The sequence below is a fragment of the Marinobacter sp. genome (assembly GCF_035268745.1).
Taxonomy (GTDB): Bacteria; Pseudomonadota; Gammaproteobacteria; order Pseudomonadales; family Oleiphilaceae; genus Marinobacter.
Genome location: NZ_DATFKH010000255.1, coordinates 1 through 11,325, shown reverse-complemented (window position 1 = coordinate 11,325; position 11,325 = coordinate 1). Strand labels below are relative to the sequence as shown.

General features: G+C 55.2%; 16 protein-coding genes. 4 read left to right on the top strand and 12 right to left on the bottom strand.

The features are described 5' to 3' along the window. The 4 genes from VJ956_RS16185 to VJ956_RS16170 all read left to right on the top strand — a co-directional run. On the top strand, positions 1-810 hold an 810-nt coding region (locus tag VJ956_RS16185; protein ID WP_324086072.1), incomplete at its 5' end, for an MbnH family di-heme enzyme. 5 nt (positions 811-815) lie between these two features. Then, positions 816-2,018: a hypothetical protein gene (locus VJ956_RS16180; RefSeq protein ID WP_324086071.1), complete on the top strand. Its 1,203-nt coding sequence runs from the start codon at positions 816-818 to the stop codon at positions 2,016-2,018. A 91-nt stretch (positions 2,019-2,109) separates the two neighbouring features. Beyond that, a complete protein-coding gene (locus VJ956_RS16175; RefSeq protein ID WP_324086074.1) occupies positions 2,110-3,315 on the top strand; it encodes a HAMP domain-containing sensor histidine kinase in 1,206 nt (401 codons plus the stop codon). Next, positions 3,312-3,848, top strand: coding sequence for a response regulator transcription factor (locus VJ956_RS16170; protein ID WP_324086070.1), 537 nt, complete (start codon positions 3,312-3,314; stop codon positions 3,846-3,848). Before VJ956_RS16175 ends, VJ956_RS16170 begins: the two co-directional genes overlap by 4 nt. Positions 3,849-3,928: 80 nt before the next feature. On the opposite strand, the gene VJ956_RS16165 is transcribed toward VJ956_RS16170, so the two are convergent. The 12 genes from VJ956_RS16165 to VJ956_RS16110 all read right to left on the bottom strand — a co-directional run bounded on the left by VJ956_RS16165 (position 3,929) and on the right by VJ956_RS16110 (position 10,738). Beyond that, a complete protein-coding gene (locus VJ956_RS16165; RefSeq protein ID WP_324086069.1) occupies positions 3,929-5,281 on the bottom strand; it encodes a TrpB-like pyridoxal phosphate-dependent enzyme in 1,353 nt (450 codons plus the stop codon). Positions 5,282-5,494: 213 nt separating this feature from the next. Beyond that, complete coding sequence (locus VJ956_RS16160; protein WP_324086068.1) at positions 5,495-6,043, bottom strand: YqhA family protein; 549 nt, start codon at positions 6,041-6,043, stop codon at positions 5,495-5,497. Between the two features lie 81 nt (positions 6,044-6,124). Then, positions 6,125-6,523 (bottom strand): hypothetical protein, encoded by a 399-nt coding sequence (locus tag VJ956_RS16155; RefSeq protein WP_324086067.1) that lies wholly within the window; start codon positions 6,521-6,523, stop codon positions 6,125-6,127. A gap of 258 nt (positions 6,524-6,781) precedes the next feature. Continuing rightward, a complete protein-coding gene (locus tag VJ956_RS16150; RefSeq protein ID WP_324086066.1) occupies positions 6,782-7,183 on the bottom strand; it encodes a hypothetical protein in 402 nt (133 codons plus the stop codon). Positions 7,184-7,271: 88 nt separating this feature from the next. Continuing rightward, entirely contained in the window at positions 7,272-7,565 is a 294-nt protein-coding gene (locus tag VJ956_RS16145; protein ID WP_324086065.1) for a hypothetical protein, read from the bottom strand. 44 nt (positions 7,566-7,609) lie between these two features. Then, the gene (locus VJ956_RS16140; RefSeq protein WP_324086064.1) at positions 7,610-8,101 is read right to left on the bottom strand and encodes an META domain-containing protein; all 492 of its coding nucleotides are present in this window, start codon (positions 8,099-8,101) and stop codon (positions 7,610-7,612) included. 71 nt (positions 8,102-8,172) lie between these two features. Beyond that, entirely contained in the window at positions 8,173-8,679 is a 507-nt protein-coding gene (locus VJ956_RS16135) for an isoprenylcysteine carboxylmethyltransferase family protein (RefSeq protein WP_324086063.1), read from the bottom strand. A 399-nt stretch (positions 8,680-9,078) separates the two neighbouring features. Then, on the bottom strand, positions 9,079-9,351 hold the full coding sequence (locus tag VJ956_RS16130; RefSeq protein WP_324086062.1) for a hypothetical protein: 273 nt from the start codon (positions 9,349-9,351) through the stop codon (positions 9,079-9,081). A gap of 42 nt (positions 9,352-9,393) precedes the next feature. Beyond that, positions 9,394-9,672 (bottom strand): type II toxin-antitoxin system RelE/ParE family toxin, encoded by a 279-nt coding sequence (locus VJ956_RS16125; protein ID WP_324086073.1) that lies wholly within the window; start codon positions 9,670-9,672, stop codon positions 9,394-9,396. 29 nt (positions 9,673-9,701) lie between these two features. Next, entirely contained in the window at positions 9,702-9,983 is a 282-nt protein-coding gene (locus tag VJ956_RS16120; RefSeq protein WP_324086061.1) for a type II toxin-antitoxin system RelE/ParE family toxin, read from the bottom strand. After that, positions 9,980-10,252 carry a CopG family ribbon-helix-helix protein gene (locus tag VJ956_RS16115; protein ID WP_324086060.1) on the bottom strand — a complete coding sequence of 91 codons (273 nt, stop codon included), beginning with the start codon at positions 10,250-10,252 and terminating at the stop codon, positions 9,980-9,982. The genes VJ956_RS16120 and VJ956_RS16115 overlap by 4 nt, the downstream gene beginning before the upstream one ends. Positions 10,253-10,399: 147 nt before the next feature. Continuing rightward, entirely contained in the window at positions 10,400-10,738 is a 339-nt protein-coding gene (locus tag VJ956_RS16110) for a hypothetical protein (protein WP_324086059.1), read from the bottom strand. Between the last annotated feature and the right edge of the window lie 587 nt (positions 10,739-11,325).

Here is an 11,325-nt window from a genome sequence, read left to right as displayed (position 1 = left end):
TATAATGCCACGCAAACCTGGGCCAACCCTTCCCTGAGAAGTCTGGAACAGCAGATTCTGATACCGCTTTTCAGCGAAGACCCGGTGGAACACGGCATTACCGACCTGAATCGCGACGAAGTCCTGGACAGGTTACGAGACGAACCGGTTTACCCGGAACTGTTTGCTGAAGCTTTTCCGAACGAGGGCTCGCCGATTGATTTCGGTAATGTGGTTTTTGCTCTGGCCTCTTTTGTCCGCGGCATGGTGTCCTTTGATTCTGCCGCAGACCGTTTCAACCAGGGCGATGGAACTGCCCTGAGCGCCAGTGCCCGTCGCGGGCGAGCACTCTTTTTCAGCGAAGAGCTCGAGTGTTTCCACTGCCACGGGGGGTACAACTTCAGCAATTCGACCCTGGATCGCTCCATGACCTTTGTTGAGCGCCCCTTCCACAATACCGGTCTGTTCAATATCGGCGGCACCGGTGATTATCCCCAGGACAACAGGGGTATTTTCGAGATTACCGGCGACCCTTCCGATATGGGCAAATTCCGGGCACCCAGTCTTCGTAACATTGCGGTCACGCCACCCTACATGCACGACGGCAGCATGAGCACGCTCGATGAGGTGATTGATTTCTACGCCGCAGGAGGACGCCTCATTACCGACGGGCCCCATGCCGGTGATGGACGACAGAATCCGTTCAAAGATGGCTTCGTGACGGGCTTTACGTTAACGGCCAATGATAAACAGGATCTCATCACTTTTCTCGAAAGCCTGACCGACCTCAGTTTTATTTCAGATCCACGATTCAGTAATCCCTGGAATTAATCATTATGCGCCTGTTACTGCCCCTCCTGTTTCTAACGCCGTCACTGTGCGCGGGGCATTCATCGCTTCCCCCGCCCGGCTCCCCCGAACGTGACTCCCTGTTCTCGGATGAATCCCTGTCGATCTACACCGGGATTTCGACAACCTATCGGTCAGATACTGCGTTGCCAGAGGAAGGCTTGTGGCAGATTCCGGGCGTTCTGATGGGTGGCGATGCCCACGGCGTAGACCAGCGATTCGCGCTGGATGACGCCAGTGTTCACCTGCGCTGGCTCAGCGAGGAAGGGGTCCGGGTGCTTCTTGATGCCGGCTCCCACCACGGGGACGCCGTAGACCTTGAACAGGCTGCCATAGGTTATCGATTCTCCGGCAGCTGGCAGCCGGAAGTCACTATGGGCAGGCTGAAAGCGGCATTTTCGGAAGAAAACCGGACTCATTCTTTCAGCCGGTCATTCAGTGAAACCAACCCTGTCTATTCTGCGTTCTATGGTGGCCACTTCGTCGATGAGGGACTGCGCCTGGAAGCATCTCCGGGTGCCGGCTTCACGATCGGTGCTGAAACCTGGAGGGGCGGGGCCTTTCCGGCCACTCCCGGCGAAAACGGCGGAGCCCATGATATCTATGTGCGGTGGCATGGCGGAAGCCAGAATCTGTCACTGGGTGCCGGCGCCTGGGCCATGGCGGCCCGCGCAAGTGATCGCGCTGACGATCGCAATGACAGCGGCCATAGCCACGGGGGAGTGGATACCGAAACCCAGGATCTGCGATTCGATGGCGATCAGGACAGCGCTGGCCTGACTCTGCAGCTCACCCGGCACTTCGCCAGCGGATTCGACTGGAGTTTGTCCGGTGAAATGGTGGCGGTAGAAGTTGATGGAATCGTTCGGGATACGACCCGGGCCGCCGAGCTTACGGGTGACTATCAGGCATTCTGGATACGAACCGGACTGGCGTGGCAACGCCAGTCGCTCAGCCTGCAATACGCCCGAATCACTCCCGATAATCATCTGGCAGGTCCGGCTGCGGAAGCGCTTGCAATCAAGGCCGGTTTGATGGCAAAAGATAGCGACCCGGACTGGCTGGGTATCAGTTATCAATACAAGCTGGTTGACAACCTTGGTCTGCGACTGGAATGGACTCGAAACCGGTTGGCTGACGAGCGCTCAGACTACCTGGGTCTGGGGCTTTACTGGTCCCGTTTTCTCTGAACAGACTGCCTGAGAAACAGGACTGCCCGCTATGCAATGGTTAACACCCACTCGAACAGGCTTTCGGCAGGCTGGCCATTACCTTTTGAACATGCGCCTGGCCATAGTTGCCATTCAACTGGTGGCTATGGCTGTTGCCGAATACATGCTCGCGCTCTCCTACCAGTCCGAGGCACTGATTCTCGTCGTTGCTTATGGAATTATCGCAGTTTCAGGGTGGCTGTGGTTCACCCGCTATCCGCCTCGATCTTCTGCCATGGTCAGTCTCGGGCTAACTCTGGATCTGGTACTGATTGGCGGTTGGGTATTCCTGACCGGCGGCTATACCAATCCGCTTATATCTCTGCTGCTGCTGCCGATTGCGATGACCATAATTCTGGTACCCCTTTACCAGAGCATTGCCATTACTCTGATCGGGGTAAGCATCTACACCTCCCTGATGATCTGGCATGCACCGGTCACCTACGATCATCACAACACCGACCTGGCGCAACTGCACCTGGTGGGCATGTGGATTACATTTGTAATCACTGCAACCATATTTCTTTTGGTAGTGGGAGCTCTCGCCCGCCGCTTGCAACGCAATCAGACCCAGCTGGCTCAAATCCGCGAAAACCGTTTGCGGGACGAACAGATCATTACGATGGGGCTTTCGGCAGCATCAGTGGCCCACCGGCTTGGCACGCCACTCAACACGCTGATGCTGCTGGTGGAAGAAATGAAAGCTAACGACCAGGACCGGGGCGTTGTTACCGGTGACCTTGCCCTGATGCAGAACCAGCTTGAACTTTGCAACAGCCATTTAGATCAGCTGTCAGCAGCTGCAAGACATGCAAAAAATGCTCAACCGGAGGTGATACCGGTTGCATCCTGGATGAAGCGGCTGAGGGAATCAGCAACACTGTTATGGCCCGCGGCACCGATAGAGTGGGTTATGCCGTTTCCGGACCAACCTGTCGCCGTGGATGCAACCCTCGACCAGGCCATTCTGAACGTGCTGGATAATGCCCTGAAAGTCAGTCCGATGTGGGTTGCAGTCAGCGCCGAACCGACTCGCGATGGCGGTGTTGAAATCATTGTGAAAGATCGTGGTGAGGGTATGGAGAGAGCATTTCAGGAGTCGGCCGGAGAACAGGTCGTGATCTCGGAGAATGGTCTGGGAGTTGGTCTCTTTCTTTCCAATGCAACCATCCAGCGCCTGGGGGGAACTCTTGAAGCCAGGGCCGCACGGGAGGGTACTACCATGGTCATTACGCTTCCCGCAACCGGAACCACCGCAACCGGAGGCGCGAGATGAGTAATCGGCCATCGGACTGGTTGCTGATTGACGACGACGAGGCGTTTATTCAGGTGCTTCAGCGATCGCTGCATCGCCAGGGCATTGAGGCTTTCGGGGCGCATAACCATGACGAAGCCAGGAATGCGTTGCTATCACGGTCATTCCAGAAATGCGTACTTGACCTTAACCTGAACGGTGAGAGTGGCCTGCAACTGCTTCCTGAACTCCTGGCGCGTCAGCCCAGGCTTGAGGTACTGGTCCTTACCGGCTACGGCAGTATCGCCACAGCCGTTGAGGCAATGCGACGGGGCGCTGTGAATTACCTATGCAAACCGGTCACCTTGCTTCAGCTCAAGGCCGGTTTCGAGTCGCTGGACAGCTCCCCGGTTTTACGCCAGGACCCTCCCTCAGTGGAGGAAATGGAATGGGAACACCTTCAGCGAATTCTTAATGAAAACAATGGTAATGTATCCGCCACGGCAAGAGATCTGAACATGCACCGCCGAACCTTACAGCGCAAGTTGCAGAAACGCTCTCGCTGGCGTTACTGACCAGAGCTGGCTTTTCAGGTGAATGAGCCTGGTGGCAACCATGACCCTGACTAGGCCATGGCTGTCGTCGTCAGAATTCCTCACACCGAGGGAAGCCCGGAGAGTGCCATGGCCAGTTCCTGATCATCATATTCGTGGTCGGAAAGATCGCCGGCAAAGTAAGACGTATAAGCGGCCATGTCGAAGTGGCCGTGGCCACACAGGTTGAAGAGGATGGTTTCGGCCCTGCCTTCGCGTTTGCAGCGAAGGGCTTCTTCAATGGCCCCCTTGACGGCGTGGTTGGCCTCAGGCGCGGGGACTATACCCTCGTGCCGGGCAAACAGCACGCCGGCCTCGAAGCATTCCCGCTGGGTGTAGGCGATCGCATCAAACAGCCCCAGTTGACTGGCGTGGGAAACCAGTGGCGCCATGCCGTGGTAGCGCAGACCACCGGCGTGGAAGCCAGGGGGCGTGAACCCCGAGCCAAGGGTGTGCATTTTGGTGAGCGGGGTCATCTTCGCCGTATCGCCATAGTCGTAGGCGTATTTGCCCCGGGTCAGGGTCGGACAGGCGGAGGGTTCAACGGCGACAATCCGGGATTTCTCCCCGCCCCGCAGGGCATGGCCCATGAACGGGAAGGCAATGCCCGCGAAGTTGGAGCCGCCGCCGGTACAGCCGACGATAACATCCGGCCAGGCGTCCGCCATTTCCATCTGCTGCATGGCTTCCAGACCAATGACACTCTGATGCAACAGTACGTGGTTCAGCACCGAGCCCAGGGCGTATTTGGTCTCGGAGTCCTGAACCGCCAGCTCCACGGCTTCGGAAATCGCAATCCCGAGGCTGCCGGTGTGGCCCGGGTTCTCCGCCAGCACACTGCGGCCATAAGCGGTCATTTCCGAGGGTGAGGCCACACAGCAGGCACCGTAGGTTTCCATCACGGCCCGGCGATAGGGCTTCTGGTCAAAGGAGACCCGGACCTGAAAAACAGTGACGTCGATGTCAAACAGCGAGCCGGCAAACGACAGTGACGTGCCCCACTGGCCCGCGCCGGTTTCGGTGGTGAGACGGCGGATGCCGGCTTCCTTGTTGAAAAAGGCCTGGGGGATGGCAGAGTTGGGCTTGTGGCTGCCGGCGGGGCTGACGCCCTCGTACTTGTAGAAGATTTTCGCCGGGGTACCCAGGGCTTTTTCCAGACCATGAGCCCGGTAAAGGGGGGCCGGGCGCCAGAGCTTGTAGACATCCTGGACCGGGCCGGGAATCTCGACTTCCCGCTCGGTGGTGACTTCCTGTTCGATCAGCGCAGCCGGGAACAATGGCTCCAGGTCGGCCGGGGTAATCGGCTGCTGAGTGCCGGGGTGAAGCACCGCAGGCAGTGGTTCGGGAAGGTCCGCCTGGATGTTGTACCAGCTCTTGGGCATCTGGCTTTCGTCGAGGAGAAACTTGGTCTGCATGTTCGGGAAAACCTCTGTTTGGTGTTGTTATCCGCGCCAAGAATACCCATTCCCGGGCGTTTTAAAAAGGCCGGTTCACGGCCGCCCGGAACTTTCTTCCGGACCCCCGCAGGGCAGTCAGCAAATCCTGAGGATACTGGCAGAAGCCTGGCAGGAAGCGCCCGAAGCCCGGGGCCTGAGACTACCCGATTAACGCGCGCTCAAAACCACACACTATTCAGCCGGGCCGGCGCCGCTCTTAGCTTCTTTTTTCTTATCATGACTCATATTCATCAGGTAAACAGAGGCTGCCAGTGCCAGAACCGAAAGCGCCAGGTATATCGCATCCAGTGGCGTGGCAAACCGGATATCCACCACTGCCCGGAAAAATTCGATGATGACTGCAAGAATAACGACCCTGACAATCTTATCCTTCAGCTCATCAAATGTTTGTATATTGAACGGGTGGGTGGGACCACTCTGTTCCGATTCATCAATCGGCGAGATAAACAACCGGTAGGCTCCGGCCCCAAACACCAGCAGAACCACCGCCACCAGATAGATATCAATGGCAAGAATGATATCGGTGATGAGGAATTCATGAATATCCTGGCTCTCCTGGCCAAGATAATAATAGAGCGTCATCCTGGCCACGCCGAACAGATCCATGGTACCAACAATAAAAAGCACCAGAGAGCCAAGCAGGCTGGAAACAACAGCGATCAAAACCAGAAATCTTGAACTCCACAATACTTTTTCGAAGAAATTCTCGACTTTTTTCATAGCATGTAAACCCCTGATAAAGTTGCGATAAACATCGGCCATTACGCGCTCATCGTGTGCATGGCACTGATCGCTTCCAGGCTACAAGTAAGGATCTGACTGCAAGACAAGGCCCTCATCCCGCATTTTCTGAATGAACCGCAGGGCATCGCCCGTAAGGTGGCTGCCATCCTCCCGCTGCTGGCCATCATTTGGCGCTGCCGTAAACAGACAGCCGAAGGATTGATGATGAAATTTCAGGGCCTGGCGCCCTATACCGCACCGTTTGAATTCGCCTCCATCCTGATCAAGGTACATCCGTTTCAGGTAGTAGTCGCCTGACCCGGTGCCCTGCAATTCAATTGAGCCCAGTTTCGGGCCATTAACCGCCGTGACGGTTATTTCCTGGCCGGAATCATCAATTTCGATATCAACCAGCCGGCCATCCGACAGCCTGCAACACTGCTTCAGGTCATCAGATGAGACCACTTGTAGTGACATTCCACCCCCTGTGAAAACCAATGCTGCGCTAATGCGCGCTGCCTCATGATCCAACGGCTCCCCAGCCCTGGCCGGAAATTCGAGATCATCAACCATATCTTCCCGACCTTCCTCAAATTTCTTGTCGACATCGTGAAACGCCCGGGATCGAAGGGTCGCAGGTAAGTCAAATCAGGCATAGGTGTTCCAGACTTAAAGTGCAGATCTCAAGGTCGGAGTGGCGTCCATCCCGGCGATCCGGCAGCCCGGTAAGGCGCCCTACCCCTGTCCTCTCAGCTTAGCAGCAATGTAGGGTGCAAGGGTGGTGGCCGCGAGGACGAGAGGCCAGACGTTGCCACCCCTGAATGTGTAGGCCTCGAGCAGCTCGGGCCACGACTTGCCTTGCCAGAGCCCGAACGAGAATTCGAAAACGAGCGTGAGCGCGAGCCAGCCCAGCCCGACGGCACAGAGCTGAGGGGCGTGGCTGATCTGCAGCCAGGGGAGCGACAGGTAGGCCACACCAATGATCAGGGCTGACAGCAGCAATCCGCTCAGCACCAGGGCAGCCGGAGTTCCAAGCCCCGGTACAAGCAAAGACTCGCGCAGTGCTCCGTTGGCCACAGCCAGCAGCAGAATGCCGACCCAGATTGCCAAAGCCTTTAAAGCGACTGTTATAACCATCTTCTGCTGCTGCTCCGATCGCCTCTGCGCGCTCTGAAGGCTGTAGATGCAGCCTTCAGAGCGCGCCCTAATTACCCAGGCACCGATTTCAGGGGATGTCTACACCTTGCCACTCCATGTGTCTCGAAGGACAATTCAGACTTTTTACCTGTTTTTCTCTTAACCAGATGGTTTGTCCCTGGTGATCATGGGACTTCCAGTCTTCAGTTACTTTAATGCAAAAACCCGGGAAATCGGGAAGAGGCCTGATATAGGTTCTTGGATAGCCCTCAGGCTTGTCGCCGACAACGGCCGGATCCGGACCGTCAAAGTTGAATTTTGCCTGTTTTGACGCACAACCGAAGAGCGCAGCTACCAGAACAATTGTGATAAGGCCCTTCAATTTTCTTCCTTTTTTCAATGGCTGGTTCAAAACTTTCCAAAGCCTCAACTCACCGGCACTTTGTGCGTTCCACCATCCTCAGGCGAGGCAGGAACCGCGGTGGGACTTGCCTTGCCCGGAACCGCCTCCCACACAAAGATGCCGCCATCTGCCATAAGGCTCAGATACAACCTGCTGTCTTTCAATAGATAGCCACGAACATATTGGGCCTGCGCAATCACGAATTCGTCCATGCTCGGAGGCGGGCAAAGCATGCGTGTTGCCGCAATGGGGCCAAATTCGAAGCGCCCGTTCGCAGGGTTATCACTGGCCCTCGCAGCCCAGCTACCGGCAGCACGATTGCAGTCGAGTTGCATTGTGACGCTGCCATCGGCGTTGAGCTGCATGAGATAAAGGGATGAGTCGTGAGGGACCCTTGTTGCCACCTCATCGCTCATTGACTGAAACTCAACCAGCCGCCAATGGGTGCCTGCCAACACAGCCTGCGAATCAGCATGGGTTGAATCAGCAGTAATGGCAATGAGTGCTATCGCCAATAATATTCTCTTCATTTTCTCGAGTTACCCGGATTCTGAACATTCTGGACTGCCTGACGTCCTGTCGGGCATCAGACCCACCGGCGCACCTTTGCTTCATACTGATGGTAAGCCTCACCAAACTTCGCTTTCATACGCCGCTCCTCCGGGATGATTTGAAACCGGTTCATATAAACAACGAATGCCGGAAGCAGCGCAAGACTTGCCAAATTGCTCAAAAAAATTCCCCAGGCAATCAGAACCAGCAGGAAACCAACGTACATCGGGTTTCGACTTATTCGATAGACTCCGCGAACAACAAGACTAGCAGATTGATCCGGCACTCGTGGGTCAACGGTAGTGCCCGCTGACCGAAACTCCCGAACGCCAAGTAAGGCAAAAGCAAAACCAGCTGTCCCGACCACCAGTGCTACAAACAGGGACAAGGGGAAAGCGAAACCCAGACTCGGCGCGGTCACCACCTTCAGTGCCCACATAAGGCCTGCCATGACAAGCACCAGGACGACGGGCGGGATTCTTAGCTCTAATGTCTGCACGATGATTCCTTTGGCGCCAAACGCATGCATAAACGGCGGCATTTGCGCAGCCAGGCAAAGAAAACGCCGTCCGGTGGAGGCTCTCCGGACAGGACCGAATTTGAGGCAGCAGGATTATCCAGGGCAATGTACCCAGTGATGGCATCCAGTTCCTGAAGGGCGGGCTCTGTCCAGGTTACGTCAGCCACTTACTCATTTTCTCCCTCGCCTCACCCTGGCTGTACGTTCTTCCCTCAAGTACAGCACGCTCTCCCCGCGAGAGCAGCTCAAGCTTCATGGACTCACCCTGAAACAGACCGACAGTGGCACTATAGTCTCACTTTCCGGGGGACGGCAATCTGATCGACGGTTGCCTTATACAGATATTGCCAAGGTTCCGCTTTGGGGGGCCGTTAACGGGCTGGGGCAGGCGTGCTTACGAAGGTCTGGAGCGTGGAATAGTTATCGGTTCTGGCAACTCATGATCCTTTCAGGATTTTTCCCGGTATCCCATTGCCGCAGCACATTTTTGCTCAGTGCAAGAGTACTGCTGTCGCCCGCAGCAACAGTTTCCACTTCAGTCAGGACTGGATTTTCAGTCAGGACTGGATTCGGATGCTTAAAAGTATCCAGAATGCCCCCAATCGAGATGTGCAAAACCATATCCTCGAAGGAGATGTCCCTTTCCTCTTGGAGAAGCTTGTTCTTCTCTGGGTTCCATGTGATAGATTTCATGGGTCAAAGGGTAGCACATTGTGTGCTTTTTGTACTTACTAGCTAACGCGAAGCGCACCGGCGGTCTTTTCGGTGCAAAGCGGAGAAAAGGCCGTCCGAGTGACGCGCCTGGTTAGCTGTTCCAAGCATGTACGCACGAAGCTGGCGCTCCTCTCGCATGACATAGAGTACGAGAACCCGCTTCTCATCCTCACGATAAAAAATACGACACGGTGGAACCACTACCTCCTTGTATACCGAATTGGGAAGTTCTGGGGGAATCCGTCCGGACTGGGGAAAATCTTCCAATCGCTCGGTCTTATCGAAAACTTCCTGGACCAGATGACTTAGTGCCGAGTTTGGTTAAATTACTATCGTGCACCTTCAAAGCCATGCCAAACCCGGAGAATGATGATGGCACTGGTATGAAGCGAATATCGAACAACGTATTTTCCGAAAACCATATCCCGAACAGAGTCAGGCACTGGTGCCATTTCAACCGGCGTACCCAGTTTTGGAAAATCAAGAAGCAACTCTATTTTGCCAACCAGTTCGGTGGCGATCCTGGTTGCTGCTGGTGGATTATGGACTGCAATGAACTCCCTAAGGCGCTTCAAATCATCAATGGCTTCGTCCGTGTAAACCAGTTTCACTTGTCTGACCTCGGCGCATCCTGCTCGTTGTCAGTTCCCCAACTATTAAGCCAGCTATGAACCTCGCTGGCATCAACAACCTTGCCTTGGACAGCAGACTCCATGGCCTCTAGCGTTTGTTTCCAACGCTCTTGCTCAAGCTGCTGCTTTTCTATGTATTCCGACAATGCCTGATTGATTACCCAGCCTTTGCTCCGGTGCAGCCTGCCCGCGATTGCTTCCAGGTGCTTTTCAACTTCTGCTTGAAGGCGAACTGTGGTGACGCTCATGACTGTACCCCCGAATTTGGCGACTACAAGGTATTACAGCATAGTCGACGAGGGTGCAGCAAAAAATTTAACGCTGAGCTTAGCGGCGACCTTGTAATGGAGGCGAAGCCGCAATGAAAAGGGCGTCCGGCGGCCTTCGGCCGCGTACTACAGCGACTTGTTAAGCGCTGTGTACAGGCCACGCTCAATAGCCTGCTTTATGACCGGCGCTACGGTTTCCGGAGTGATGCCCCGGTCTCGGCAATACTTGGTTTGCAGCCATGCGGATAGCTGCTTTTGGCCTTTGCTGGCATTACAGCCACAACAGCAAAGAGCAATATTTTCTCGAGTAATGATGCTGGCATCGTTGATGATGTGCTCCCAGCTTGCCGCAGATTTTCTTGAGACTTTCACGGAGGTAAATTCATTGCGGCAATAGACGCATTCCGTGTCTCGGGCTCGGACCTCTTTTTCCAGCCAGTCCGGAATATTCCAATTATTTGCCATTGCTCAAACTTACCCTCTACCGCTTAACGCCGTTGTTCAGCGGTGCCCTTGTAGCGCAGCGAAAAGGGCATCCGGTGGAGGGCCGCCAGGCCCGGAACGTACTGGAACTAATGGTTAAATTTATTCCAAGGTCACGCCACAGCCTGGGCATCGCACTTTGTCAGATTTTTTTAGATCGAATACTGTTAGGCCGCCCATTTGTAGTGAAGACTCACATGAGGGACAACGCCAAAAAATCCTTTTTAGAACATAGATTATTACTACCACAGCAATGAGGAGACCGAATTCCGGCAACCCAAGCTCTGCACCCCTCTCAGAATTGATGACACCGAAAATGAAAAAGCCGGCTAGAGCAACCAATACGGAGCACAGACTAAATGCCCTGCGTCGAGTCCGGAATTTTCGGGATAGCTCATCAGCGAAGTACATGGCTGCTCACCTCAATTTAACGCCAGCGCACAACGGCGCCCTTGGAATGGAGGCGAAGCCGCAATGAAGAGGGCGTCCGGCGGCCACCGGCCGCGAATTGCTGCGCCTTGTTACGTGTTTAATGTAAGCGGCTGGCCACCAGCCTATTCAGGCTAACG

Excerpts from the sequence above, each read along its gene's own strand:
- VJ956_RS16180 (WP_324086071.1), top strand. The coding sequence starts at position 816 with ATGCGCCTGTTACTGCCCCTCCTGTTTCTAACGCCGTCACTGTGCGCG.
- VJ956_RS16175 (WP_324086074.1), top strand. The coding sequence starts at position 2,110 with ATGCGCCTGGCCATAGTTGCCATTCAACTGGTGGCTATGGCTGTTGCC.
- VJ956_RS16170 (WP_324086070.1), top strand. The coding sequence starts at position 3,312 with ATGAGTAATCGGCCATCGGACTGGTTGCTGATTGACGACGACGAGGCG.
- VJ956_RS16165 (WP_324086069.1), bottom strand. The coding sequence starts at position 5,281 with ATGCAGACCAAGTTTCTCCTCGACGAAAGCCAGATGCCCAAGAGCTGG.
- VJ956_RS16160 (WP_324086068.1), bottom strand. The coding sequence starts at position 6,043 with ATGAAAAAAGTCGAGAATTTCTTCGAAAAAGTATTGTGGAGTTCAAGA.
- VJ956_RS16155 (WP_324086067.1), bottom strand. The coding sequence starts at position 6,523 with ATGTCACTACAAGTGGTCTCATCTGATGACCTGAAGCAGTGTTGCAGG.
- VJ956_RS16150 (WP_324086066.1), bottom strand. The coding sequence starts at position 7,183 with ATGGTTATAACAGTCGCTTTAAAGGCTTTGGCAATCTGGGTCGGCATT.
- VJ956_RS16135 (WP_324086063.1), bottom strand. The coding sequence starts at position 8,679 with ATGCCGCCGTTTATGCATGCGTTTGGCGCCAAAGGAATCATCGTGCAG.
- VJ956_RS16130 (WP_324086062.1), bottom strand. The coding sequence starts at position 9,351 with ATGAAATCTATCACATGGAACCCAGAGAAGAACAAGCTTCTCCAAGAG.
- VJ956_RS16115 (WP_324086060.1), bottom strand. The coding sequence starts at position 10,252 with ATGAGCGTCACCACAGTTCGCCTTCAAGCAGAAGTTGAAAAGCACCTG.
- VJ956_RS16110 (WP_324086059.1), bottom strand. The coding sequence starts at position 10,738 with ATGGCAAATAATTGGAATATTCCGGACTGGCTGGAAAAAGAGGTCCGA.